Origin of the sequence: Comamonas odontotermitis (assembly GCF_040396735.1) — a bacterium.
GTDB classification, from domain to species: Bacteria; Pseudomonadota; Gammaproteobacteria; order Burkholderiales; family Burkholderiaceae_C; genus Comamonas; species Comamonas odontotermitis_C.
The window spans coordinates 180,175-203,912 of the sequence record NZ_JBEBNZ010000003.1; the positions used below are offsets into that span (position 1 = coordinate 180,175).

Here is a 23,738-nt window from a genome sequence, read left to right on the forward strand (position 1 = left end):
CATGGTGTCATGCAATGCCAAGGATTTTATGTGTATGTTGCAGTGCGGTAACTGCTTGGTTCCTAGGGTTAGCCCTAGATTATTGCGGTAAATGCGCGCCAGTACTCTGTTTTTCTGAGATGGCGGGTTCGTGTGGCTGAAAGTCGGCGACAGCCTGCGTTGCTGCGGTGAAGCAGCCGACCTGGGTAGATCGTAAACACGTTCTAAGATGGCGGGCATGAAAATCCTGCTGCCTGATCACAAACGCTGGGTGCACGACTCCCCCATGGATGTCCGCTGGGGAGACATGGACTGTCTCGGCCACGTCAACAACACCGTGTACTTTCGCTACATGGAGAGCGCGCGGGTCGAGTGGCTGCGCTCCACCCGTGAGACGCCGCACGACGGCAATCAGGGGCCGGTGGTCGTCAACTGTTTCTGCAACTACCTGCGCCAGATCGAATATCCGGCGCAGCTGGTGGTGAAGATGTCTGTGAGCGACCCGGCCCGCACGGCATTCGAGACCTGGTACGAGATCGAGAAGGCAGGCGAGCCCGGCGTGGTGTATGCCAACGGCGGCGCCACGGTGATCTGGGTGGATTTTGACCGCCAGAAGGCCGTTGATCTGCCCGCGTGGATGCGGACGATGGTGGATGGCTGACGGCAGAGTTGCTATTGAATAGATAGCTATTGGCGCTTGATGCTTATGTACTGGCGGCTGTTTTCATCGAAAACCCTGGCCGATCATTGGTCGATGATCCGGCGCGCAAAGTGCTCCAGGTAGTCCATCAGCTGGTTGGAGCCCGCGACGGCTGCCGCCTCGTTGCCAGATGAAATGCCCTGCGCAAACGCCAGATGGGCGCGGGCGCCTTCCATCAGGTCGCCCGCGTGCTGGTACGCGTACCAGAAGCGGCGGCATTGCACGATGAGCGGCACCACACAGTTGACGGCAGGCAGATTGCGGCTGGCCAGGTGGCTGATGGTGTCGAGCTCATGGTCGGCGCGCATGTAGTCGTCGATACGGCCACGCTCTGCCGCATCGTGCATGCGGGCTGCGCAGCGCACGATTTCTTCTCGCTGGTGGGTGGTGGCCCGGCGTGCGGCGCAGGCGGCAATCAACTGGTCGAGCACGCGGCGGGTGGCCACGATGTCCAGGTGGCCCGCCAGGTCGATGCCCGACACCAGCAGGCCGCGCCGGGGCTGCGGCTCGATCAGCCCGATGGATACCATCCGCAGCAAGGCCTCGCGCACCGGTGTGCGCCCCAGGCCCGTGCGCTCAGCGATTTCGGCTTCGACCACCGGGCTGCCCGGCTGCAGCTCCAGCGTGCAGATCAAGGCCTCAATGGCGTCATAGGCCACATCGGCAGCCCGGCGCTTGGGGGGAGGAAGAGGCTTGGTTTGGACGGTGCGTGGGCTCATGGGATACGGAAAGAGTGTCTGGCAGACGGTGAGGCCATCGGCGTCAAACAACGAATCGGATGCCGCGCAGCAAAGTCTACAGCCTAATTCCCCAGGCAAACGGATCACCATCCTCTATCAACAGATGTGCGTCTGCGCTGAGGTGGGCGCGCCCCCGGATGGTGGGCAGCACCTGGCCTTCGGCGCCTGGCTGGTAGCTGGCTTCGAACACGCTGCCGATCACGCTCGCCTGGCGCCACACGGCGCCCGGTGCGAGCTTGCCGTCTGCCGCCAGGCAGGCCAGCTTGGCGCTGGTGCCGGTGCCGCAGGGCGAGCGGTCATAGGCCTTGCCGGGGCACAGCACAAAGCTGCGGCTGTCGGCGCTGTCGTCTGGTGCAAACAGCTCGATGTGGTCGATCTCGCCGCCATCATCGCCGCGTATGCCTTGCGCCTCCAGTGCCTGGCGCACGGCCCAGGTGTAGTTGGTCAGGGCGTCCAGGTTGTCGCTTTGCACGCGCAGGCCGTGGTCGTTGATGAGAAAGAACCAGTTGCCGCCCCAGGCAATGTCGCCGGTAACGGCGCCGATGCCGGGCACCTGCACGGTCAGGTGGTGGCGGTAGCGCCGGGACGGTACGTTGTGCACGCTCACGCTGCCGTCTTCGTGCAGGTGTGCGGAGATATTGCCGACGGGCGTTTCGATGGTGTGCTCGCCTGGGCCAATGCGGCCCAGGTAGGCGAGCGACGCCACGAGGCCGATGGTGCCGTGGCCGCACATGCCCAGGTAGCCGCTGTTGTTGAAAAAGATCACGCCTGCGGCATGCGCCGGGTTGACCGGCGCGCACAGCAGAGCCCCCACAACCACGTCGCTGCCGCGCGGCTCCAGCACGGTGGCGGCGCGCCAATCGTCGTGGCGCTCGGCCAGCAGTGCGCGGCGCTCGGCCATGCTGCCTGTTCCCAGGTCAGGAAAGCCATCGATCACCAGGCGGGTGGGCTCGCCGCCGGTATGGCTGTCGATGATATGGATTTTATGCATGGCAGAAAGCTCCGAAGGTGGCTGAAAAGGGGCGTAAAAATGCTCAGGCGAAACGCGCTGCGCTGAAGGGCGCCAGGGCGAGCGGCGGCGTGCGCTGGCAGGCCAGATCGGCCACCAAGCGGGCGGTACCCGCCGATTGCGTGAGGCCCAGGTGTCCATGGCCAAAGGCGTAGACGACGTTGGGGGTGGCGCGGGCGGTGCCGATGACGGGCAGGCTGTCGGGCATCGACGGGCGAAAGCCCATCCACTGCGTGCCGCCCTGGGTATCGAGTTGCGGTAGAAAGCGCTGGGCCTTGGCCAGCATGGCGCGGGAGCGTTCGAAGTTGGGCGGCAGTGCCAGCCCGCCCAGCTCCACGGCGCCGCCTACGCGGATGCCATCGGCCAGCGGCGTCACGACAAAGGCGTGGTCGTTGAAGTAAAGCTGGCGCTGCAGCGCAAAGCCTTGCAGCGGCAAGGTGGTGTTGTAGCCGCGCTCCGTATCCAGCGGTACCACATCGCCCAGGCTGGCCGCGAGCGGTTTGCTCCAGGCGCCGCAGGCCACCACCACCGTGCGCGCCTGCAGTACACGGCCATCGGCCAGATGCACCTGGGCGCCTGCGGGCGTGGTGGACAGCGCCCGCGCCTCGCCAGTGATCAGCACTGCCCCGGTTTGCAGGGCCAGTTGCGCAATCGCCTGGGTCAATTGCCTGGGGTTGCCGACCTGCGTACCCTCGGGGGTGAACATGCCGCGCTGAAACTGCGGCGCCAGGCCGGGTTGCAGGCGGTCGATGTCGGCGCGGCCCACGCGGTGAAAGCGGGCCCCCGCCTGTGCGCGGTTGTCCCAGTCCTTCTGCGCGGCCTGCAGGCTCGCTTCGGTGTCGTACAGATCGAGCGTTCCCACCTGCCGGAAATGCGACTGCAGCGCGCGCTCGCACATCACCTGCTGCATCTCCGTTTTTGCCAGATGCATCAGCTGCGTTTGCGCCGCGAGCGACTGTGCATAGGCTTGCGGCCTGCTGGCCCGCCAGAATCGCCACAGCCAGGGCGTGATCTGCGCCAGATAGGCGGGGCGGATGCTGAGCGGCCCGAGCGGATCAAGCAGCCAGCCCGGAACCTTGCGAAAGACGCCGGGCGCGGCCATGGGGCTGACTTCGGGAAAGGCCAGAATGCCGGCGTTGCCCTGGCTGGCGCCGTGCGCGATCTGCTGGTGCTCCAGCAGCGTGACCGAGCGACCCTCGCGCTGCAGGTACCAGGCCGACATGGCGCCGATGATGCCGGCCCCGATCACGATGACATCGCAGGAGGTGCTTGCTTGCATGGAGGGCATTGTCAATCAGAAAGGGCGGGTGCTGCGGCCATGGCGGGCTGGTTCACAGCGAGGCCCCTACCTTGCGCAGCTCGGCAATGGCCGGGGCCTTGGGCATCCAGATCTTGTCGTAGTCGCGGGCGAGGGCGGCGACGTCCAGCGAAGGCTCGCTGCGCATGGGGAAGTTGGTGGCCTTGAACTTGTCGATCAGCCCCAGCTCGGTGGTGACGATGTCCTTGATCTGCGCGTCGAGGGACTGGCGCACCAGCTCGCGGATCAGCTCCTTGTCCTTGTTGTCGAGCTTGGCCCAGACGCGGCCGGACACCAGTGGCGCAAACGGCATGAACAAGGCGTTCATCTGCAGCATGCCTTTGGCGACCTTGTCGTAGCGCTGGTTCCACGACAGCTCGATATCGGCCTCCAGCCCGTCGACCTGGCCATTGGCCATGGCATCAAATACCTGGGGCGTTGGAATGGGGGTGGGCGCTGCGCCCAGTTGCTGGTAGAAATCGCGGTAGGCGGGCGTCGGGTTGATGCGCAGCTTCATGCCCTTGATATCTTTGACGCCCGTGATGTCCTTGGTGGCAAACACCACCCGCATGCCGGTGATGCCCCAGCCCAGGCCAATGGTGCCAGTCTCCTTGGGCAGTACCTCCTGCAGCTTGAGGGCGGCATCGTGGCGCACGAGCTTGGCGACATCGGTGGTGGACCGCACCAGGTAGGGCGCATTGATGGCGGCGATGGTGGAAACGCGCGAGCCCAGCTCGGCGGCCTGTATCCAGCCCATGTCCAGCGCGCCGGTCTGCATCTGCTGCATCATCGCCGCTTCGTTGCCCAACTGGCCGGAATGGAAGACAACGGCAGAGAGGCGGCCATTGGTCTCTTTCTTCAACAGCTCTCCAAAGGCGAGTGCAGCGCGGTTCCAGGAGTGGCCGCCGGGCGTGATCAGGCCCAGCCGGAACTCCTTGGCCTGGGCGCGGGCCTGGCCGATGAAGGCGGGGGCTGCCAGTGCGGCGCTGCATTGCAGAAAACGGCGGCGTGATTGGGTCATGGAAAACACCTTTCGGGGAGTTGCGGTTACTTGATCAAGGCCAGGGAGAGCTGTGGAAACAGCGACAGCAGCACCAGTGCGATGCAGCAGATCAGGAAGAACGGCAGGGTGACCAGAAACATCTTGCCCGGCTTGGCACCGGTGACGGCGGCGGCCACGAAGAAGGACAGGCCGACCGGCGGGGACATCAGGCCGAGCACCAGGTTCACCACCACCACCACGCCGAAGTGACGCGGATCAATGTGGTAGATCTCGGTGGCAATGGGCAGCAGGATGGGCACGGTCATGATGAGACCGGGAATACCGTCGATCACGGTGCCGATGACCAGCAGGATCGCGTTGGTGAGCAGCAAAAAGCTCACCGGGTCCTTGGCGACGGTCTGAATCCAGGCGGCTGCTGCCTGCGGCACCTTGCCATAGATGAGCAGCCAAGAAAACACGGCTGCCGCCGCCACCAGAAACAGCACAATGGCCGAATACACGGCAGAGCGCAGCAGAATCTGCGGCAGCATGGCAAAGCGGAATTCCCGCGTCACGAACTTGCCCACCAGTGCCGACACCAGTGCGCCAACGGCCGCTGATTCGGTGGGGTTGGCAACGCCAGCCAGAATGGAGCCGACGATGACGATGGGAATGAGCAGGGTGGGAGATGCCTGCACGATGGTGCGGGCACGCTCGCGCAGGGTTTTGCGCTCGCTGCGCGGGTAGTTGTAGATGAAGCCCATGCAGGCGATCACCACGAAGAACAGCAGCGTCAGCAAAATGCCGGGCAGGATGCCTGCCATCAGCATGTCGCCCACGGCCACCTGGGCGAGCACGCTGTACACCACAAACATCACCGAAGGCGGAATGATCGGGCCCAGCATGCCGCCATAGACGGTGACGCCTGCGGCAAAGGTTTTGTCGTAGCCCTGGCGCTCCATCTCGGGAACCATGATCTTGCTCATGATGGCGACCTGCGCCGTTGCCGAGCCGATGATGGATGCCAGCATCATGTTGGCGAGAATGTTGACGTAGGCCAGCCCCCCGCGCACCGAACCGACAAAACCCATCGCCAGGCTGACCAGGCGCCGGGTGATGCCGCCGCTGCTCATGATCTCGCCGATCAGGATGAACAGGGGAATGGCGATGAGGCCATAGCTGTCCACACCGCCGAACATTTGCGTGGGAAAGGACTGGAAGAGGACGGTGGCGTCGGTATCGACAATATAGACAATGCCCGCCAGACACAGGCACACGCCAATGGGCACACCCAAAAGCATGATGGCAAGAAAGAAGATGCTGGTGATCATGGTGTGCGGGCGGGCGGGGTTAATTGACGGTTTCTTCGGCATTGCCCAGGTCGAACCCCTGGATGGTGGCGCGCGGCACCACGCCCATGTCTTCGGCCAGGTTGGCTGCGGCATGCACCGTAAAGCTCACGGCAAACAGCGCCACCACGATCTGTACCACCCAGGTCGGCCAGTTCAGGGTCTGCGTGCGCTCGGTGTAGAGAAAGTTGAAGCTCTCTGCGGCATAGGCCTTGGCGTCGAAGCCGAAGCTTGCGATGCCCACCGGATCCAGCCAGACCCAGCACATGGCGATCATGGCCAGGCCAAAGAGCAGTACGCACAGCGTGGCCGCCATCTTGAGCCAGCGCGCAGCGCGCTCGCCCACGGCATCGGTCAGCAGGGTGACGGCAAAGTCCAGCCGCAGGCGGGTCATGGCCGATGCACCGATGAAACACAGCCACACCACCAGATACACCGCAGCTTCGTCCACCCAGTAGATCGGCATGCCGCTGTAGCGGGTGGCGACGTTCAGCAGAATCAGCGCCGCAATCAACCCCATGAGCCCGGTCAGCGCCCGGCGCTCCAGGCCCAGGATGGCGGCAGAGGCCCGCTGCAGGCCACGGGCCCACAGCGGGCCCGCCAGAGTTTCGTTGCCTGTATGTTCTTGTGAAGGCATGGCGGGCTGCCGGTTCAGTCGACCGAGCGGTACTGGGCCGGACGGGTGGCCAGGGCCTTGTTCACGATGCGGGTGATGAACTCGCGCTCTTCGCCCACCACCGGCATGCGCGGCAGGCGCATGTGCTCGCTGCCCGTGCCTGCCAGCACGTCGATCAGCTTGAGGTTCTGCACCAACTTGTTCGAAACATCCAGGTGCAGCATCGGCGTCATCCACTGGTAAAGCTTGAGGGCTTCGTCAAACTTCTTGGCCTTCATCAGGTCGTAGAGCGCTACCGTCTCGCGCGGGAAGGTGCAGCCCACACCGGCGAGCAGGCCGTCAGCCCCCAGGGCCAGCGCTTCGTAGGCAAGGTCATCCACACCGCAGAACAGCTGGTAGCGGTCGCCCACGGTGTTGCGCAGGTCGGTGATGCGGCGGATATCGCCGGTGCTTTCCTTGATGGCGGCAATGTGCGGGTTGTCTGCCAGCTCGACAAAGTGCTCGGGTTTCAGGTCCACGCGGTAGGCGACCGGGTTGTTGTAGACCATGATGGGCTTTTGGGCCGCATTGGCCATGGCGCGCACGTTGGCCATCGCCTCGCGGGAGTCAGCCACATAGATCACCGACGGCATCACCATGAAGCCTGCCACACCCAGCTTGTTGGCCCCGTCGATGTAGCGCAGCGCTTCGCGGGTGCTGGTTTCCGACACATTGGCCAGCACCGGCACGCGGCCGCCCGATGCATCGAGCGCGATTTTCGCCACTTCCAGCTTCTCTTCCAGCGACAGGGTGCTAGCCTCGCCCAGCGATCCGCAGGTCACAACGCCATGGATGCCATTGCGGATCTGGAAATCGATGTGCCGCGCCGTGCCTTCGGCATCGATGCTTTCGTCAGCGTGGAACTTGGTGGTGACGGCAGGGAAAATGCCTTGCCAGCGTGGATTGCTCATGTGTGTGCTCCTGATGTAGATGCGGATCGCCCGGTTGAAGTTGTTAAATATATTAATGAGATATTTAAAATATCCTTTAGGTATTTTCGAGCACAGGAAAAGCACGCTATTCGGCTGGCGCAATTGGGTGTAATGGGGTGGGCGCACGGCGAGAGTGCCTGTACAAACCGGGCTTGCCAACCCATGCAGCGGGAATGCCGTACGCGGAAACGCTACGGGGAGGGTTGCGCCCACACCCGTATTCGCCCTTGGGGGAGCTTTGAAGAGAAGGTGTTGCAGCAGCTGGTCACGGGCTGCCTGGCACCGTGGCCGTCAACGCCCCGAACCTGGTACTTTTGCAGGAGGGGCCTGCCAGCGCGCCACAAACCAGAAATAAAAGCCTGCACCTGAAAAAATGGCCGCCAATACGCCCAGCAGCATTTGCATGTCGGGATGGTCGGCGTAGGGGCCCCAGACCAGGCGGGCCAGCAGAACGAGTACCACGATGGCGGAGATCACCGCGCAGCGCCGGTTGCGGGCCAGCACCTTGCGCTCTGCCTGGGCGATGAACTGCGCGGCATGTTCGCCGCTGAAGCCCGCCGCGTCCAGCTTGGCCAGCAAGTCTTCGCGCGACTTGCCTTTACGGATATCGCGGGCAAGCAGAAAACGCAGGATGGAGTTGGATGCAGAACCGGCCATGGCAGTGAGAAAACGCTGAAAAAGGGATGCCCGGCTTGTTATGGATGTGTGCTTGGGCGTTGCAGGGATTGCCATTGTGCCTGCAGCGCAAGGTGCGGGTGGCTCATCAGGGCTCCTACAGGCCAGCGTTTGGTGTTTTTTGAATCAAGGGTTTACGCTTATTTTGGTATAAATGACTAAAATAAAAGCTAAATTGACCATATAAAACAAATAATATGACGTTTTAATATGTTCATATTGACAAGAGTTGCTTGTAACATTTCTCCATCCAGATTGCGGATTCAAGGAGAAAAATCATGGGCGACAAAGCCAAGAAAAAACTGGGAAAAGCAGACAAATCGACTGTGACGCCACTGGCGGCAGCATCTGCCCCGACCAAGGCGGGCACGGCAGCGAACACGGAGGTGAAGAAAGTCACCATTCTTGGCGCCGGAAAAATCGGTTTTGCGATGGCGGTGCTGCTGCAGGCCGCTGGCGGCTATCAGTTGCGCATGGCGGACCAGTCCAAGGCCCAGCTCAAGGCCGTTGCGGCGCTGGGCGTGGAGACGGTGCACATCGGCAAGGGAGACGACCTGGCCGTGGCGATGGAGGGGCAGTTTGCCGTGCTCAACGCCTTGCCCTTCCACATGGCTATCGAAGTGGCCACGCTGGCAGCCAAGCTGGGCGTGCACTATTTCGATCTGACCGAAGACGTGCAGTCCACCCACGCAATCCGCAAGCTGGCGGCCAAGGCCAGCAGTGTGCTGATGCCGCAATGCGGCCTGGCGCCGGGCTTCATCGGCATCGTGGGCAACGACGTGGCCCAGCACTTTGACGAGCTGCATGACCTGAAGATGCGCGTGGGCGCATTGCCCCGCTACCCGCAGGGCACCTTGCGCTACAACCTGACCTGGAGCACCGAGGGCCTGATCAACGAATACATCAACCCCTGCGAGGCCCTGGTGGACGGCGAGCCGCTGACCGTGCATGCGCTCGAAGGCCTGGAGACCTTTGCGCTCGATGGCATCGAGTACGAAGCCTTCAACACCAGCGGCGGCCTGGGCACCCTGACCGAAACCTGGGCAGGCAAGGCACGCAATGTGGATTACAAGTCGATCCGCTACCCGGGCCACTGCGCCATTCTGAAACTGCTGCTCAACGAGCTGAAGCTGCGTGACCAGCGCGAGCTGCTCAACAAGATCTTTGACAGCGCCATCCCTGCCACGCGCCAGGATGTGATCGTGATCTTTGCCAGCGCCACGGGCAGCAAGGGCGGGCGCCTGATGCAGGAATCCTATTCCGCCCGCATCGTGGGCACCACGGTGGCCGGCAACGCGCTCACCGCCATCCAGCTGACCACGGCCGCTGGCATCTGCTGTGCGCTTGATCTGGTGGCGGGCAAGGTGCTGCCGCAAAAGGGCTTCATCGGCCAGGAGTCCATCCGGTTTGCGGACTTCATCGCCAACCGCTTTGGCCAGTACTACCGTGCACAGGACCTGAACGCGGCACTGGCGGCATAACACCATTCTCTCCCAGGGAGCTGCCCGCGCTTGCATGGCAAGTGCGGGCAGTTTTTCTTTTGGTTAGCAAGCGCTTTTTTGGCACGGTGGCTGCGGTGAGGAGGGCCGGGGCCTGCGCCATAGGCGCATCCATCTCAGTCGTGACATATATCAAGAAATGTTGCGCCTAAGACAAACGCGCATTGCCTAGTTGGAGCGTCCACGGTAGATTCCGTGCGCTTTATGACGAATTGTCAGTCGTGTAAGACTATGATTCAAGATTGATTGGCAGAACGCAGTTTTCGCACTTGCAGGGTACAGGCTCAAGCATATTCGCGGCGCTTTGGCGACCTGCGGAACTTCATCGAGGGAAAGGTTTTATGGTTGATCAAAACAAACAGGCTCATGCATCGGTAGCGACACAGCTACTGGCACCGCTTGCCCGCCCAACACGGCGTAGATTGCTGGCCACGCTGGGCGCCGCCGCTGGTGCTGGCGTTGCCAGTTGGCTGCCGGCCGGTGCGCAGGCTGCAACCACCACCTTGCAATGTGCGGGCGCCTATACCGACACCTTGTTCCACACCCAGAACCTGCAGCAGTTTGCCAAGCAGGCCGGTGAGGCCAGCAAGGGGGCGTTGCAGATCAATGTGGTCACCAATGCCAAGCTGATGCCGATGACCGAGGTCATGCCCGCGCTCAGCAAGGGTGATCTGGCCATTGGCGAGATCTTCATGTCCAACTTCGCGCAGCAGTATCCGCTGCTGGGCATCGATTCCTTGCCTTTCATCGTGCGCAGCTTCGAGGATGCCAAGCGTCTGTGGGAATCCACGCGCCAGCCAATCGAGGCCTTGCTGCAAAAGCAGGGCATCCGCGTGCTCTATACCGCGCCGTGGCCCGGACAGGGGCTGTTTGCACGTGCTCCGGTCAACAAGCTCGAAGATGTCAAGGGCCAGAAGTTCCGCGTCAACAACGACGCCACCAAGTTCATTGCCCAGGTTGCGGGTGCCACGCCGGTGGACACGGCAGCCAACAACCTGGCCAAGGCGATCCAGAGCGGGCAGGTCGATGTGATGGTGACATCGAGCACCACGGGTGTGGACAGCCAGTCGTGGAATGCCATGGGCATTTTTGTGGACATGCGCGCCTGGATTCCCAAGAACCTGATCCTGATGAGCGAAAAGCACTGGGCCAAGCTGCCCGAGGACGCGAAAAAGGCCCTGGAGACTGCCTCCAAGCAGGCCGAGGCGCGCGGCTGGCAACTGGCGCGCGATGCGGACGATGCCGCCCAGCGCGTGCTGGTGGAACACGGCACCAAGATCAGCCAGCCCAGCTACGAGCTGCGCCGCACGCTCGACCTGATGGGCGAGAAGTTTGCCCGCGAATGGTCGAGCAAGGCAGGGGTGGAGGGCGCGAGCGCGCTGATCACCTATTACTTCCCCACCAGCAAGAGCTGAGCCTGGCCAGGCGGGCCGCGCTTTGCCGTGCGTGCGGGTGAAGATATGGCGATTTCCATATAAAAAGAGCTGCCTGTGCTTTTCAGGTAAGCACAGGCAGCTCTTTATTTTGTAGCAATCGTCCTCTGTTGTCCTCTGTCGCCTTCTGTTGTCCTCTGTTCCTGATGTCCTTGTCTGGTGACCGATAGAAGGCGGGTAACGCAGCCGGCTTACTTGGCGTACATTGCCGCGATCTCGGCAGCGTACTTCTGCATCAGTTGCGGGCGGCGAAGCTTCAGCGTCGGGGTCATCAGGCCGTTGTCCACGGTCCAGGGCTCGGCCACCAGATACACGGCACGAGGCACGGCATATTTGGCAAAGCCGTGGCACAGGTTTTCGATGCGCTGGAGCACAGCCTTGCGCACGGCCGGGGCCTGCAGGCTCACGCTGTTGTCCGGGTCGAGGCCATGGCTTGCGGCCAGCAGCTTCCATTCTTCGCGGTTGACCACGGCCACGCAGGCAATGAAGGGCTGGTGCTCGCCCACCACCATGGTCTGCTCAAACAGCGGATCGGCGCACAGTGCCTGCTCGATGTCGCCGGGCGGCACCTTCTCGCCGGTGGCGGTCACGATGATTTCCTTGATGCGGCCGACGATGCGCACTTCTCCATCGATGATCTCGGCCTGGTCGCCGGTTTTCAGCCAGCCGTCGTCGGTGAATGCCTTTTGCGTGTCTTCGGGGCGGTTCCAGTAGCCCACCATCACATTGGGGCCGCGCGCCTGCAGCTCCTTGTTCTCGCCGATGCGCACTTCCATGCCCGTGAGCGGCTTGCCCACGGTGGAGGGGTCGTTGTGCTCCAGCGAGTTGGCAGTCAGCACTGGAGAGGTCTCGGTCATCCCGAAGCCCTGCACCAGTTGCAGACCCAGGCCCAGAAAGCTGTGCGACACGACGGGCGGGATGGCAGCGCCACCGGTGACCGCGATGCGCAATCGCCCGCCAAACAGGTCCAGAATGGGCTGCGCTACACGCTTTTGCAGAAAGCTCCAGGGCAGAAGGCGTGCCAAACCGCCCTGGGGCGCATCCTTGTTGGCAAGGCCATGGGCTTCGCAGTGGCGTGCCCAGCCTTTGGAGCAGGCCGCAGCAAACAGCGCGCGCTTGAAGGCAGAGCCGGCGAGCTTTTCCTGGACCTTGGCGTAGATGCGCTCGTAGATACGCGGCACCGACACGAGGATGGTGGGCCGCACGGCCAGCATGTCCTCGGCCAGTTGCGCCACCGAGCGCGCATACACCACGGTGCTGGCCACGGCCATGGGCAGGTAGTAGCCGCAGGTGCGCTCAAACGTGTGGGAGACGGGCAGGAAGGACAGGAACACATCGTCCTGCGTGGGCACCACGCGGCCAAGTACGGCCTTCACGTCGCTCATCACATTGCGGTGGCTCAGCATCACGCCCTTGGGCTTGCCGGTGGTGCCGCTGGTGTAGACGATGGCCGCCAAATCTTCGGCCTGGGGTTGAGGGGCGGCGGCTACAGCGGCAACTGCCGGGGCCTGCAGCCATTCCTGCAGGCGAACAATGCGGACGGCGCCCGGCTCACTTGCGCCAGAAGCTCCTGTTTCGATAGCGGGCTGGTGGGGGTCGTCCACCACCACACAGCGCAGGGCTGGCAGCGGCGTGCCGGTGGCGGCGATCTTCTGCCAGGCTTCGAGCCGGTTGACGAGCAGCAGCGAAGCGCCTGCGTCGGCCAGGATGAAGGCGATATTGCCGGCGTTGTCATTCGCATGCAGCGGCACGGTCACGCAGCCCTGGGCGAGTCCAGCCTGGTCAATGCAGATGGCGTGCACGCTGTGGGTGAGCAGGGTGGCGATGCGGGCGCCGCGTTCTAGCTGCAGGCTGCCGATGGCGCCTGACCATGTAGCAACGGCCTGTTGCATGTCGCTCCAACTGAAGGACTGCCATTGGTTGCTGGTTGCATCGAACCAGCGGTAGGCCTCGCGGGCCGGGGTGGTGTTGCAGCGGTACTGAAAAAGCGCAGGCAGGGTGTCAATGGTGCGCAGATCGGGCATCTGGCCTTGGCTCGTCGTCATGTTCTTCCATTCTCCTCATGGCAATCATCGCATCGATTGGCCCCTGTTTTGGCCAGGGAGGGCTGTGAACGATCGTCAGAACGTGTTTACGGCCCGCCGGTATGCAATGGGCGCGATTGTGGATGCGCGTTGCGGCCGGTGTGCTTTTTCGAGGCAGGGTGTACGAAGGAGGGCAGAGAGGTATCTTCAATCGATACTTTTTTGATGAAAATCCCGGAAAGTCATAGAAACACCCATGCCAGAAGCGCGATTGCAGTTCCGATGACCATTGCCAGCAGCAGGCCGCCGATGTAGCTGCTGTGGCCGCCCTGGTCGCCTTGGTCGCTTCGCTCGCTTCGGTCGCGGGATGCCGGCACCGGCGGGGCCTGCGCAGTGCCGGCAACTGTTGCGGGGGGTGGTGCAGCCGCCGCAGTTGCCATCGCGCTACGGTCCAGGCGCGCCAGATCTTCCTCGTCCATTGGGGTGGCGCGCTCCCACTCCTCCACGGCGCGGCGGGCCGCTGCGAAATCCCCGTCGGCCACCAGCAGCCGCACCAGATTGCCAGCGGGCAATTCGCCGATCGCCCCTTGCAGATGCTCCCCCTGTACATGGCTGGCAATGCCGTGCTGGCGCAGCACATCCTGCAGCACATGGGCCTGGATGGCGCCAGAGGGTTCGTACACGCTGCGCATGGATGCCTCCTGAAAATGTTCTTATCAATAACTATAGCGCCAGGCGTGCTCCGGGCGGGTTGTTGCTTGATATACATCAAGAACTTTGGGCGTGGCCCTGGATTGTGGGCGCGTGTCGTGGTTTCCCTGGGTCGGGCCTTGCGGCGCGGATGGTATGTTGGAGGCATTGTCTGGAACGCCCTGGAGATTTTGGATGCTGCAACAGCCCTCGCTTTTTCGTCACCCCCGCCTTGCTGTGGCCGCGCTGGCCCTGGCTGCGGTGCCCTGGGCCCAGGCGGCCTGTCTGGACGACGCGCAGATTGCACAGTGGGTTCAGGCCTACGAGGCCAGGACACCTGCTGCCAACCCGCCTGAGATGAGCGCCGAAGACGGCAAATGCACGCGCAACAAGCTCATGGCTGCATTTGAAGCGGCGGGCCGCAAACCCGTGGGCTACAAGGCGGGCCTGACCAGTGCTGCCGTGCAAAAGCGCTTCAACACCGACCAGCCCGTGTGGGGGCGCCTCTACAAGGGCGCGCTGCTGGCCAACCGCACGGTGGTGCCTGCCAGCTTTGGCGCGCGGCCCCTGTTCGAGGCCGATATGCTGGTGCGTGTCTCCAGCACCGCCATCAACCGCGCCACGACGCCGCTGCAGGTACTCAACAGCATTGACCGCGTGGTGCCTTATATCGAGCTGCCCGATCTGATGGTGGAAGACCCCAAGACCTTGAACGGCGCATCGGTAGAGGCGATCAATGTGGGCTCGCGCCTGGGCGTGATTGGCGATTCGATACGCATTCCTGCATTCCGTGATGAGCGCTATGCCTTTCTGGCGGCGCTGCAGGGCATGGAGATCACCATCCGCGACCAGACCGGCGCCCGCCTGGGCGGCGGCCGTGGCGGTGATTTGATGGCGCAGCCGCTCAACGCTGTCGTCTGGCTGACGCAGGCGTTGCAGAAGGAGGGCTATGCGCTGAAGGTGGGCGACTGGGTGAGCCTGGGGTCCTTTTCAGCCTTGCTGCCTCCGGCGGCGGGCCAGACCATCACCATCGACTACAAAGGCCTGCCGGGCGCACAGCCCGTGGAAGTCACCTTCGAATAAGTCACCGATGAACGGAGGGAGCCGCTCGAACTGATCGGTACATGGGTGCACAGGTGACGGTGACAGGCCCGGTGGATGGCCGATAATCGCCGCAGTCCGCATGGCTGTGGCGGCGGGGCGCCTTGGCGCCAGGTGCGCTGCGCGGCTCTGCTTTTGTTTTGATAGCTGCTGGCGATTGTCCATGGCGCGCCAGGCCGTGATTTATGTCTGAGTCCTCTTCCCGACCTGCCGTCCATGCAGCCGTAGAATTGCCCATGCCCGCCGAGGTGATTGCCGAGTTGACACCCACCATGCGCAGCGTGGTGGAGCGCATGGCCCGTGCCCAGCACACGCCGATGTGGGAGCTGCCCGTGGAGCAGGCGCGGCAGGGCTATGAGGTCGGCTCGGGCGTGCTGGAGATTCCCAAGCCCGCGCTGGACCGTGTCGAAGACCTGCACATTCCCGCACGCGATGGCTACCCGATCCCTGCGCGCCTCTATGCCGCGACCTGGGACCCGCTGCAGCCGGTGCTGCTGTTCACCCACGGCGGTGGTTTTACCATCGGCAGCGTGGCCACGCACGACACTCTGTGCCGCGAACTCGCGCGCCAGGCTGGCTGCATGGTGATCTCGGTGGATTACCGGCTCGCGCCGGAGCACAAGTTCCCCACGGCCAGCAACGATGCCTGGGATGCGCTGCAATGGCTGGCGCAGGAGGGCATGCAACTGGGTGCCGATACCCGGCGCATGGCCGTGGGCGGCGACAGCGCGGGCGGGACCCTGGCGGCGGTCAACGCCATTTTGGCGCGCGATGCCGGCATTGCACTGGCGCTGCAGTTGCTCATCTACCCGGGCTGCGCCGCACACCAGGACACGCCTTCGCACGCCCGGTACGCGCAAGGCCCCATCCTGACCGAGCCCATGATCAGCTGGATGTTCGCCAACTACACCCGCACCCCGGCCGACCGCGATGACTGGCGCTTTGCCCCGCTGCTGGCGCCTGACGTACGTGGTGTGGCGCCCGCCAGCGTGCATCTGGCGCAATGTGATTCGCTGGTGGGCGAAGGCGTGCTGTACGCAGACAAACTGCGAGCGGCTGGCGTGGCGGTCGAGCTGGAGATATATGCCGGCGTGGCGCACGAATTTGTGAAGATGGGCCGTGCGCTGAAGGAGGCGAGAGCCTGCCACGCGAACATGGCCCATGCATTGCGGGCTGCGTTTGATTGATTGCAGCCCATCGGTGGCAATCCTGCGACAGGATTGCTGCATTCCCTACCGTTTTCAGATACACCATGTCAGCAGCACCCGTCATTCTTTTTCCCCAACGCGCCCAATCCCTCGGCGACTTCCGCTGCCGCAACCGCCAGCGTGTACGCTGGTCCGAAGTGGATCTGCAGAAGGTGGTTTTCAACGCCCATTACCTGAACTATGTCGATATCGGCATGTCCGAGTACTGGCGCCAGCTGGCGGTGCCATATGAAGAGGGCACGCAGCGCCTGGGCGGCGAGCTGTTTCTGAAGGCCACGCAGATCGAGTACCACGCCTCGGCCCGGCTCGATGATGTGATCGATATCGGCATCCGCGTCACCCGGCTTGGCAATACCTCGGTGCAGTTCGAGGCGGGCATTTTCTGTGCCGACCGGCTGCTGGTTTCGGCCACCATGGTCTATGTGTTTGCCGATGGCGCGCAGCGGCCTGTGCCGCTGCCCGATGCCTATCGCCAGATGGTGCAGCGCTACGAGGCGGGCCAGGAGATGGTGGAGGTCAAGACCGGCAGCTGGAACGTGCTGGGCCAGGAGGCGATGCGCCTGCGCATGCAGGTGTTTGTGCGCGAGCAGGGCATTCCCGAGGAAATCGAGGCTGACGAGTTTGATGTGACCTCACTGCATGCTGTGGCCATCAACGGCCTGGGCATGTGCGTGGCCACCGGCCGCATGTTGCCCAGCGCCAACCAGGAAAGCCGTGCGGATGTGATGCGCATCGGCCGCATGGCCGTAGCCCGCCCCTTGCGCGGCACCCAACTGGGCCGCCAGGTGCTGGATGCGTTGGTGGAGGCTGCGCGCCGCCAGGGCAAGCGCCAGGTGGAGCTGCACGCCCAGTGCACGGCAGAGAACTTTTACCGCCGCGCCGGGTTTACCGTGGTGGGGGAGCGGTACGAGGAGGCGGGCATTCCCCATGTCTCGATGACCAAGGATCTGTAAAAAACACTTGCGGGCACTAACTAAATGCGCGCCTGCACTTTGTTTTTGATAGCGCTTGGCGCATTGCCATCTTGCCAAATAAAAAGCCGGGCCTGGTTTCCCAGTCCCGGCGAGGAGTGATGGTCAAGATGCGCTTGAGTAGTTGTAGCGTTTTGCAAGTGGAGCCAACGTGGCAGCTCCTGCCTGCAAAGTCCGTCAATTTTAGCAAAAACTACGGCAATGGTGCCAAAATTCCTTGCGTAACAGGTACTTGGAGAAAAATTGGCGGAAAGCAGCGGTTAACTGTCGTATTTTTGATGAATCTTTGACCGGATGCCTCTGCCGGGAAGGCACGAGGCAAGGGGCTCGCTCAGATATCGTCCTTCAGAGCGTAAGGCAGTGCCAGTACCTGCAGCGCAGGGCCGGTGCTGCTGCCCAGGTGCAGGGCATCGGCGGCAGCGGCAATCTGCATCGACACCAGGGCCTCGAACCCGCTGGCCGTGGCGGCAGTCTGCACCACGGTGCCTACGGGCTGGTCGGCGTCGCTGGCGACAAATACTTCCTGGCCCACGGCAGGCTGTGCAGGTGACGCCACGCGGTACATGCGCCGCTTGAGCGTGCCGCGGAACTGGCTGCGTGCCACGACTTCCTGGCCCGGATAGCAGCCTTTCTTGAAGCTCACGCCTTCCACCGATTCAAAGTTCACCATCTGGGGCACAAAGGCATCCACCACGGGCTGGGTGATGAGCGGCACCCCCGCCTGCACCAGCGAGAGCTGCCAGGCTGCCGCATCCAGCAATGGGCTGTGCGCCACCGCATCGGGTAGGGCGCTGTCCCGGGGGGCTGCCAGCAGCGCACGGCTTTCGCCGCTGGCGGCAAAGAGGCGCACAATGGATGCATCGCTCAGTTGCGCCGTCTGCCAGGGTGCCAGTTCGCGGGCTTCGGCAGGCACGGCGTCACCGGCCAGGCCGATCAGCTGCACGGCATCGGTGGCATCGCTCATCTTGACCTTGGCGCGCAGCACGAACATGGACAGGCGCTTGAGCGTTGCGGCCAGCACATCGCGGCTGGTGATGAGCCAGAACTCACCCGCACTACGTTTGATGACAATAAAACTGGCCTGCATGCGGCCCTTGGCAGAGAGAAAAGCCGCAAGGCGGGCCTGGCCTACGGGAAGCAGCTGCACATCGTTGCTCAGCTGCCCTTGCAGAAAAATGGCGGCGTCATCGCCTTCGGCGCGGATCACACCCAGGTGCTGGAGGGCGAGATGTCCTTGTAATGCTTGTGTCATGGGTGAATTATGATGCGCGATCCATTGCACAGAGGTGGTAGGGTTGTGAAGCGTTTATTAGTGTTGATCGTGGTGGCGGCGCTGGCCGCGGCGGGTGCGGGCGCTTGGTGGCTGCACCAGCCGATTGTGGCGGGCGACAAGCCCGTGGAGCTGGAGATCGAGCCGGGCACACCGCCGCGCGCCGTGGCGCAGGCCGTGCAGGCGGCGGGCATTGGCGTCAATGCCGATCTGTTGTACTGGTGGTTCCGCCTCTCGGGGCAGGATCGGAAGATCCGTGCGGGCAATTACGAAATCCCCGTGGGCACCACGCCGCAGAGCCTGCTTGCGCGCCTGGTGCGTGGCGAAGACAGCCAGCGCGTGCTGACGATTGTCGAGGGCTGGAACTTCCGGCAGGTGCGGGCCGCACTTGCCAAGGAAGAGAACCTCAAGCACGACAGCGCGGTGATGACGCCCGAGCAGATCATGGAAGCGCTGGGCAAGCCGGGCACGGCGGCAGAGGGGCGCTTTTTTCCGGATACCTACGCCTTCTCCAAGGGCAGCAGCGATATCGCCTTGCTGCGCCGCGCCATGCAGGCCATGGACAAGCGGCTGGAGGCCGCCTGGTCGCTCAAGCAGGAGGACAGCCCGCTCAAGTCGGCGGACGAGCTGTTGATTCTGGCCAGCATCGTCGAGAAGGAAACCGGCAAGGCCGCCGACCGGGGGCTGGTGGCGGGGGTGTTTGCCAACCGCCTGCGCATCGGCATGCTGCTGCAGACCGACCCGACGGTAATTTACGGCCTGGGCGACAAGTTCGACGGCAACCTGCGCAAGCGCGACCTGCAGGCCGATACGCCATGGAACACCTACACGCGCACCGGCCTGCCGCCCACGCCCATTGCGATGCCGGGCAAGGCCTCGCTGATCGCCGCCGTGCAGCCTGAGAAGACCAAGGCGCTGTACTTTGTGGCCCGGGGCGACGGCAGCAGCCATTTCAGCGAGAGCCTGGACGAGCACAACCGCGCGGTCAATACCTTCCAGCGGGGCAAGTGAGCAGGGGCGGGCCACACCAGTGGTAGTCCGATCCGGTGAGCAACCCGTTGCCAAACCTGCTGTCCAATCCGGCCCGCAAGCTGCGTACAATCCCCCGCAGCATGACACCCTCCCATTCAGCCCCTCCCGCATCGGTCCCCGGTGGCCTGTTCATCACCTTTGAAGGCATTGATGGTGCCGGAAAGTCCTCGCACATCCAGGGTCTGCATGATGCGTTTGTGGCCGCAGGGCGCGCGGTGGTGACGACGCGCGAGCCGGGCGGCACGCCGCTCGCGGAAAAGCTGCGCACCCTGTTTCTGCACGAGCCCATGGATGCACTCACCGAGTCGCTCCTGGTATTTGCCGGCCGGAGGGACCACCTGCAGCAGGTGATCGAGCCCGCCCTGGCGCGTGGCGATGTGGTGCTGTGCGACCGCTTTACCGACGCGACCTTTGCCTACCAGGGCAGCGGGCGGGGTTTCGATCTGCGGGTGCTCTCAATTCTGGAGCGCATGGTGCAAGCCAATCCTGCACTGGGGGCTGATTTCATTCGCCAGCCGGACTTGACGGTGTGGTTTGACCTGCCCACCGAGGTGGCGGCAGAGCGCCTGGCCCATGCACGCGTGCCCGACCGGTTTGAATCGCAGCCCCAGGCCTTTTTTGCGCAAGTGGCCGCAGGCTATGGCGCGCGCGCCGCTGCCCAGCCCGGGCGTTTTGCGCGCATTGATTCCAACCAGCCACGCCCCGACGTATGGCAGGCCGTACGCGCCGCCGTGGCCCAGCGCGGCTGGCTGGCGGTGGAGGCCTGAACATGGCGACCTCTGAAAAGAACACGGCGCAGGCGGTGACGCCGCCAGTAGCGCCCTGGATTGCCCAGCAGCGCGATGCCTTGCTGCAGCAGCGCGGCCATGCCTGGTTGCTGCAGGGGCCATCGGGCCTGGGGCAGTTTGCACTGGCCATGGAGCTGGTGCGCGCCTGGCTGTGCGACGCGCCCGGCGCGCACGGCGCTTGCGGGCAATGCGCCAGCTGCCACGCGATTGACGTGCATGCGCACACCGACCTGTGCGTGCTGATGCCCGAGACCACGATGCTGGCGCTGGGCTGGCCCTTGCCCGAGAAGGCGCAGGCCGATATCGACGACAAGAAGCGCAAGCCGAGCCAGGAAATCCGCGTTGATGCGATGCGCGATGCGGTGGAGTTCACCCAGCGCACATCCGGGCGCGGCAAGGGCAAGGCGGTGCTGGTGTATCCGGCCGAGCAGATGAATGCCGTCACCGCCAATGCCCTGCTCAAGACGCTGGAAGAGCCGCCGGGCGATGTCCGCTTTGTGCTGGCCACCGAGGCGGCGCACCAGCTTTTGCCCACCATCCGCAGCCGCTGCCTGTCGCACACCATGCAGTGGCCGGTGGCAGAGGCCGCCAGCACCTGGCTTGCCGGGCAGGGCGTGCCTGCAGACCAGATCACAAGCGCCCTGCAAGCCGCAGGCGGCCGTCCCGAAGACGCGCTCGCGCAGCTGCAGGCCGGGCGCTCGCCCCAGGTCTGGAAAAAGCTGCCCAAGGACCTTGCCCAGGGCCAGGCCGGGGCGTTGGCGAGCCTGGCGGGGCCGCAGGTGGTGGATGCGCTGCAAAAGCTCTGCCATGACCTGCTGATGCTGCGTGTGGGCGCCGCGCCGCGCTTTTTCGACAAGGCCGATCTGCCCGCCCCGCCGACCCTCGCGGTCCTCAGCCGCTGGAGCAAGGCGCTCACGCAGTCGATGAAGACGGCAGACCATCCCTTCAACCAGGGCCTGATGCTGGAGGCGCTGGTCGCGCAGGCGGCGTCGGTGCTGCAGTCGCGCCGCTGATACCGCAGGCATGGTGACTGGGCTCGGCAACGCATCTGAAACCGGCTGGCACTTTGGTAAAAAGTGGTGCTTGCGCATCAACCATGCGCAGTTTGCGCTATGTGCTTGATAGCTGACACCACATTTGGTTATCCTTGCAGGCTATGAACAGTCCTACCCCCGCATCTGCTGCGTCCGCAGCGTCTGCCGCTGCTGCGCGCCCCAGTGTGCTGCAGCTGGCCATCAAGGAAAAGGCAGCGCTGTACGCCGCCTACATTCCCTTGTTCAAGGACGGCGGCATTTTTGTGCCCACGCCCAAGGATTACGCGCTGGGGGACGATGTATACCTGCTGCTCACGCTGCCGCAGGACCCGCAGCGCTATCCCATTGCCGGCAAGGTGGGCTGGGTGACGCCCGCAGGTGCCAGCGGCAACCGAACCCAGGGCATAGGCGTGCGCTTCCCGAAAGACCCCAAAACCGACGAACTGCGCTACAAGATCGAGCAGATTCTGGGCACGGCGCTGCAGGCGGATCGCGCCACGCAAACCATTTGACCGGCCTTGGCTGCTCCTCTCCCGACCCTGTCTGACAGGGTTTTTTGCTTTTATGGACAGCAGCAAATGCGTCTGAGCAGAGACAATAGCGGTAATTTCTTGACTTGAGTTATGCCAGTGGCACAAGGCAGGGGCCTTGCCCTTGGCTGTGCACGCTGCAGATTCCCCGCCCCATTGATTTTCAAGGCATCGCCCCCTGGTGCCTGTTGCTGACCTTTTGATGTTTACCGATTCCCACTGCCATTTGAACTTTCCTGAACTGGCCCAGGACCTGCCGGCCATCCGTGCCAGGATGGTCGAAGCCCAGGTGACGCGCGCCCTGTGCATCAGCTGCACGATGGAGGAGTTTCCCGACGTGCATGCGCTGGCCACCAGCTACGACAACATCTGGTGCAGCGTTGGCGTGCACCCCGATACCGAGGGCCTGACCGAGCCGAGCGTGGACGATCTGGTGCAGCGCGCGGGCCTGCCGCGTGTGGTGGCCATCGGTGAGACCGGGCTCGATTACTACGGCATGGAAGACCGCAAAGGCGGGCGCACGATTGCCGATCTGGAGTGGCAGCGCGAGCGCTTCCGCACCCATATCCGGGCTGCACAGCAGGTGCAAAAACCGCTGGTCATCCACACGCGCAGCGCCTCTGAAGACACCTTGCGCCTGCTGCGCGAAGAGGGGGAGACGGGTGACGCGGGCAGCGCTGGCGGCGTCTTTCACTGCTTTACCGAAACCATGGAAGTGGCACGTGCCGCGCTGGACCTGGGCTTTTACATCTCGTTTTCCGGCATCGTCACCTTCAAGAGCGCGCAGGATCTGCGCGATGTGGCGGCCTTTGTGCCCGAAGACCGGCTCCTGATCGAAACCGACAGCCCGTACCTGGCGCCCGTGCCTTATCGCGGCAAGACCAATACGCCTGCTTACGTGCCGTTTGTGGCAAAGCAGGTTGCGCAGGTACGCGGCATGACTGTGGAAGCCGTGGCAGAAGCCACCAACCGCAACTTTGACCGGCTGTTTTCAGGAGTGCTGGCATGACGCTTTTCCAGAAGAATAGGCCTGGAGCACGCTATCGCAAGGCGCTTGCTGCTATTGTTTTTGCAACGGTGGGCGGCCTGACGCAGGCTGGCTCCTACGATGACTTCTTTACCCGCATCATCCGCGATGACGCGACGGGCATTGCCGCCCTGGTCAAGCGCGGCTTTGATCCCAACACGGTGAACGAGCGCGGCGAGACGGGGCTGACGCAGGCCTTCAAGCTCGATTCCTACCGCGCCGCCAAGGGATTGATCGATCTGCCTTCCACCAAGGTCAACCAGCCCAACAGCAAGGGCGAGACGCCGCTCATGATGGCCGCCATCAAGGGGCAGTTGGATCTGGCCAAGGCATTGATCGCTCGCGACGCCGATGTGAACCGCGAAGGCTGGACGCCGCTGCACTACGCCGTATCGGCCCCCAGCGAAGACGGCTCCGACCTGAAGATGGTGGCACTCCTGCTGCAGCACCACGCCTACATCGATGCGGCATCACCCAATGGCACCACGCCGCTCATGATGGCTGCCCAGTACGGCACCCGCAGCGCGGTGGAATTGCTGATCAAGGAAGGCGCCGATCCCAAGCTGAAGAACCAGCAGGGCCTGACGGCTGTGGACTTCGCCACCCGGGCGGATCGTGCCGAAGTAGTGCGCTGGCTGGCCCAGGCGGGTGGTGCAGCGGGCACCTCTTCAGCGGTTGGCACGGCAGAGCCTGCCAAACCTGCTGCCGCACCGGGCGGGCATGTGCCGCAGCAGCCGGCCTTCCCACAGGGCAAGCGCAAGATCCAGAGCAACTGGTGATGGCTCGTCAGTTGTTGGCTCGCTGATTTTCATG

The 23,738-nt window shown here is 63.5% G+C and carries 23 protein-coding genes; 12 read left to right on the forward strand and 11 right to left on the reverse strand.

From position 1 onward, the window contains the following. Positions 1 to 217 precede the first annotated feature (217 nt). The gene (locus ACH2DG_RS04815) at positions 218 to 640 is read left to right on the forward strand and encodes an acyl-CoA thioesterase (RefSeq protein ID WP_395024555.1); all 423 of its coding nucleotides are present in this window, start codon (positions 218 to 220) and stop codon (positions 638 to 640) included. 83 nt (positions 641 to 723) lie between these two features. On the opposite strand, the gene ACH2DG_RS04820 is transcribed toward ACH2DG_RS04815, so the two are convergent. The 8 genes from ACH2DG_RS04820 to ACH2DG_RS04855 all read right to left on the reverse strand — a co-directional run bounded on the left by ACH2DG_RS04820 (position 724) and on the right by ACH2DG_RS04855 (position 8,300). Continuing rightward, entirely contained in the window at positions 724 to 1,398 is a 675-nt protein-coding gene (locus tag ACH2DG_RS04820) for a GntR family transcriptional regulator (protein ID WP_395024556.1), read from the reverse strand. Between the two features lie 76 nt (positions 1,399 to 1,474). Next, complete coding sequence (locus tag ACH2DG_RS04825) at positions 1,475 to 2,410, reverse strand: 4-hydroxyproline epimerase (protein WP_395024557.1); 936 nt, start codon at positions 2,408 to 2,410, stop codon at positions 1,475 to 1,477. 43 nt (positions 2,411 to 2,453) lie between these two features. Next, positions 2,454 to 3,707, reverse strand: coding sequence for an NAD(P)/FAD-dependent oxidoreductase (locus ACH2DG_RS04830; protein WP_395024558.1), 1,254 nt, complete (start codon positions 3,705 to 3,707; stop codon positions 2,454 to 2,456). A gap of 52 nt (positions 3,708 to 3,759) precedes the next feature. Beyond that, positions 3,760 to 4,746, reverse strand: a complete 987-nt coding sequence (locus tag ACH2DG_RS04835) for a TRAP transporter substrate-binding protein (RefSeq protein WP_395024559.1) — start codon at positions 4,744 to 4,746, stop codon at positions 3,760 to 3,762. 26 nt (positions 4,747 to 4,772) lie between these two features. Next, complete coding sequence (locus ACH2DG_RS04840; protein WP_395024560.1) at positions 4,773 to 6,038, reverse strand: TRAP transporter large permease; 1,266 nt, start codon at positions 6,036 to 6,038, stop codon at positions 4,773 to 4,775. Between the two features lie 19 nt (positions 6,039 to 6,057). Further along, complete coding sequence (locus ACH2DG_RS04845) at positions 6,058 to 6,693, reverse strand: TRAP transporter small permease (protein WP_395024561.1); 636 nt, start codon at positions 6,691 to 6,693, stop codon at positions 6,058 to 6,060. A gap of 14 nt (positions 6,694 to 6,707) precedes the next feature. After that, on the reverse strand, positions 6,708 to 7,622 hold the full coding sequence (locus ACH2DG_RS04850; protein WP_224149220.1) for a dihydrodipicolinate synthase family protein: 915 nt from the start codon (positions 7,620 to 7,622) through the stop codon (positions 6,708 to 6,710). Positions 7,623 to 7,934: 312 nt separating this feature from the next. Next, complete coding sequence (locus tag ACH2DG_RS04855; RefSeq protein ID WP_395024562.1) at positions 7,935 to 8,300, reverse strand: hypothetical protein; 366 nt, start codon at positions 8,298 to 8,300, stop codon at positions 7,935 to 7,937. A 296-nt stretch (positions 8,301 to 8,596) separates the two neighbouring features. On the opposite strand from ACH2DG_RS04855, the gene ACH2DG_RS04860 reads away from it, so the two are divergent. Then, entirely contained in the window at positions 8,597 to 9,799 is a 1,203-nt protein-coding gene (locus ACH2DG_RS04860) for a saccharopine dehydrogenase family protein (RefSeq protein ID WP_395024563.1), read from the forward strand. A gap of 359 nt (positions 9,800 to 10,158) precedes the next feature. Next, the gene (locus ACH2DG_RS04865) at positions 10,159 to 11,232 is read left to right on the forward strand and encodes a TRAP transporter substrate-binding protein (protein ID WP_395024564.1); all 1,074 of its coding nucleotides are present in this window, start codon (positions 10,159 to 10,161) and stop codon (positions 11,230 to 11,232) included. A 209-nt stretch (positions 11,233 to 11,441) separates the two neighbouring features. On the opposite strand, the gene ACH2DG_RS04870 is transcribed toward ACH2DG_RS04865, so the two are convergent. Together ACH2DG_RS04870 and ACH2DG_RS04875 are read right to left on the reverse strand one after the other, a co-directional pair. Continuing rightward, complete coding sequence (locus ACH2DG_RS04870; RefSeq protein ID WP_395024565.1) at positions 11,442 to 13,295, reverse strand: AMP-dependent synthetase/ligase; 1,854 nt, start codon at positions 13,293 to 13,295, stop codon at positions 11,442 to 11,444. Between the two features lie 221 nt (positions 13,296 to 13,516). Next, positions 13,517 to 13,966 (reverse strand): DUF2007 domain-containing protein, encoded by a 450-nt coding sequence (locus tag ACH2DG_RS04875; RefSeq protein WP_395024566.1) that lies wholly within the window; start codon positions 13,964 to 13,966, stop codon positions 13,517 to 13,519. A gap of 193 nt (positions 13,967 to 14,159) precedes the next feature. On the opposite strand from ACH2DG_RS04875, the gene ACH2DG_RS04880 reads away from it, so the two are divergent. From ACH2DG_RS04880 to ACH2DG_RS04890, 3 genes are all read left to right on the forward strand, one after another. Then, a complete protein-coding gene (locus tag ACH2DG_RS04880; RefSeq protein ID WP_395024567.1) occupies positions 14,160 to 15,047 on the forward strand; it encodes a 2-keto-4-pentenoate hydratase in 888 nt (295 codons plus the stop codon). 254 nt (positions 15,048 to 15,301) lie between these two features. Next, positions 15,302 to 16,252 (forward strand): alpha/beta hydrolase, encoded by a 951-nt coding sequence (locus tag ACH2DG_RS04885; RefSeq protein ID WP_395024715.1) that lies wholly within the window; start codon positions 15,302 to 15,304, stop codon positions 16,250 to 16,252. Between the two features lie 65 nt (positions 16,253 to 16,317). Further along, complete coding sequence (locus tag ACH2DG_RS04890) at positions 16,318 to 17,226, forward strand: YbgC/FadM family acyl-CoA thioesterase (protein WP_395024568.1); 909 nt, start codon at positions 16,318 to 16,320, stop codon at positions 17,224 to 17,226. A 349-nt stretch (positions 17,227 to 17,575) separates the two neighbouring features. Here the strand turns inward: ACH2DG_RS04890 and ACH2DG_RS04895 are convergent, their stop codons facing one another. Next, a complete protein-coding gene (locus ACH2DG_RS04895) occupies positions 17,576 to 18,496 on the reverse strand; it encodes a YgfZ/GcvT domain-containing protein (protein WP_395024569.1) in 921 nt (306 codons plus the stop codon). A gap of 9 nt (positions 18,497 to 18,505) precedes the next feature. On the opposite strand from ACH2DG_RS04895, the gene mltG reads away from it, so the two are divergent. The 6 genes from mltG to ACH2DG_RS04925 all read left to right on the forward strand — a co-directional run bounded on the left by mltG (position 18,506) and on the right by ACH2DG_RS04925 (position 23,704). Beyond that, a complete protein-coding gene (mltG, locus tag ACH2DG_RS04900) occupies positions 18,506 to 19,525 on the forward strand; it encodes an endolytic transglycosylase MltG (protein WP_395024570.1) in 1,020 nt (339 codons plus the stop codon). Positions 19,526 to 19,626: 101 nt separating this feature from the next. Then, positions 19,627 to 20,313, forward strand: coding sequence for a dTMP kinase (tmk, locus tag ACH2DG_RS04905; RefSeq protein ID WP_395024571.1), 687 nt, complete (start codon positions 19,627 to 19,629; stop codon positions 20,311 to 20,313). 2 nt (positions 20,314 to 20,315) lie between these two features. Further along, positions 20,316 to 21,347 (forward strand): DNA polymerase III subunit delta', encoded by a 1,032-nt coding sequence (locus tag ACH2DG_RS04910; protein WP_395024572.1) that lies wholly within the window; start codon positions 20,316 to 20,318, stop codon positions 21,345 to 21,347. Positions 21,348 to 21,490: 143 nt separating this feature from the next. Continuing rightward, positions 21,491 to 21,880, forward strand: a complete 390-nt coding sequence (locus ACH2DG_RS04915) for a PilZ domain-containing protein (protein ID WP_395024573.1) — start codon at positions 21,491 to 21,493, stop codon at positions 21,878 to 21,880. A 220-nt stretch (positions 21,881 to 22,100) separates the two neighbouring features. Next, entirely contained in the window at positions 22,101 to 22,907 is an 807-nt protein-coding gene (locus ACH2DG_RS04920; RefSeq protein ID WP_395024574.1) for a TatD family hydrolase, read from the forward strand. Further along, positions 22,904 to 23,704: an ankyrin repeat domain-containing protein gene (locus ACH2DG_RS04925; RefSeq protein ID WP_395024575.1), complete on the forward strand. Its 801-nt coding sequence runs from the start codon at positions 22,904 to 22,906 to the stop codon at positions 23,702 to 23,704. The genes ACH2DG_RS04920 and ACH2DG_RS04925 overlap by 4 nt, the downstream gene beginning before the upstream one ends. Positions 23,705 to 23,738: the final 34 nt, after the last annotated feature.

Excerpts from the sequence above, each read along its gene's own strand:
- ACH2DG_RS04815 (WP_395024555.1), top strand. The coding sequence starts at position 218 with ATGAAAATCCTGCTGCCTGATCACAAACGCTGGGTGCACGACTCCCCC.
- ACH2DG_RS04820 (WP_395024556.1), bottom strand. The coding sequence starts at position 1,398 with ATGAGCCCACGCACCGTCCAAACCAAGCCTCTTCCTCCCCCCAAGCGC.
- ACH2DG_RS04825 (WP_395024557.1), bottom strand. The coding sequence starts at position 2,410 with ATGCATAAAATCCATATCATCGACAGCCATACCGGCGGCGAGCCCACC.
- ACH2DG_RS04830 (WP_395024558.1), bottom strand. The coding sequence starts at position 3,707 with ATGCAAGCAAGCACCTCCTGCGATGTCATCGTGATCGGGGCCGGCATC.
- ACH2DG_RS04835 (WP_395024559.1), bottom strand. The coding sequence starts at position 4,746 with ATGACCCAATCACGCCGCCGTTTTCTGCAATGCAGCGCCGCACTGGCA.
- ACH2DG_RS04840 (WP_395024560.1), bottom strand. The coding sequence starts at position 6,038 with ATGATCACCAGCATCTTCTTTCTTGCCATCATGCTTTTGGGTGTGCCC.
- ACH2DG_RS04845 (WP_395024561.1), bottom strand. The coding sequence starts at position 6,693 with ATGCCTTCACAAGAACATACAGGCAACGAAACTCTGGCGGGCCCGCTG.
- ACH2DG_RS04850 (WP_224149220.1), bottom strand. The coding sequence starts at position 7,622 with ATGAGCAATCCACGCTGGCAAGGCATTTTCCCTGCCGTCACCACCAAG.
- ACH2DG_RS04855 (WP_395024562.1), bottom strand. The coding sequence starts at position 8,300 with ATGGCCGGTTCTGCATCCAACTCCATCCTGCGTTTTCTGCTTGCCCGC.
- ACH2DG_RS04860 (WP_395024563.1), top strand. The coding sequence starts at position 8,597 with ATGGGCGACAAAGCCAAGAAAAAACTGGGAAAAGCAGACAAATCGACT.
- ACH2DG_RS04865 (WP_395024564.1), top strand. The coding sequence starts at position 10,159 with ATGGTTGATCAAAACAAACAGGCTCATGCATCGGTAGCGACACAGCTA.
- ACH2DG_RS04870 (WP_395024565.1), bottom strand. The coding sequence starts at position 13,295 with ATGACGACGAGCCAAGGCCAGATGCCCGATCTGCGCACCATTGACACC.
- ACH2DG_RS04875 (WP_395024566.1), bottom strand. The coding sequence starts at position 13,966 with ATGCGCAGCGTGTACGAACCCTCTGGCGCCATCCAGGCCCATGTGCTG.
- ACH2DG_RS04880 (WP_395024567.1), top strand. The coding sequence starts at position 14,160 with ATGCTGCAACAGCCCTCGCTTTTTCGTCACCCCCGCCTTGCTGTGGCC.
- ACH2DG_RS04885 (WP_395024715.1), top strand. The coding sequence starts at position 15,302 with ATGCCCGCCGAGGTGATTGCCGAGTTGACACCCACCATGCGCAGCGTG.
- ACH2DG_RS04890 (WP_395024568.1), top strand. The coding sequence starts at position 16,318 with ATGTCAGCAGCACCCGTCATTCTTTTTCCCCAACGCGCCCAATCCCTC.
- ACH2DG_RS04895 (WP_395024569.1), bottom strand. The coding sequence starts at position 18,496 with ATGACACAAGCATTACAAGGACATCTCGCCCTCCAGCACCTGGGTGTG.
- mltG (WP_395024570.1), top strand. The coding sequence starts at position 18,506 with ATGATGCGCGATCCATTGCACAGAGGTGGTAGGGTTGTGAAGCGTTTA.
- tmk (WP_395024571.1), top strand. The coding sequence starts at position 19,627 with ATGACACCCTCCCATTCAGCCCCTCCCGCATCGGTCCCCGGTGGCCTG.
- ACH2DG_RS04910 (WP_395024572.1), top strand. The coding sequence starts at position 20,316 with ATGGCGACCTCTGAAAAGAACACGGCGCAGGCGGTGACGCCGCCAGTA.
- ACH2DG_RS04915 (WP_395024573.1), top strand. The coding sequence starts at position 21,491 with ATGAACAGTCCTACCCCCGCATCTGCTGCGTCCGCAGCGTCTGCCGCT.
- ACH2DG_RS04920 (WP_395024574.1), top strand. The coding sequence starts at position 22,101 with ATGTTTACCGATTCCCACTGCCATTTGAACTTTCCTGAACTGGCCCAG.
- ACH2DG_RS04925 (WP_395024575.1), top strand. The coding sequence starts at position 22,904 with ATGACGCTTTTCCAGAAGAATAGGCCTGGAGCACGCTATCGCAAGGCG.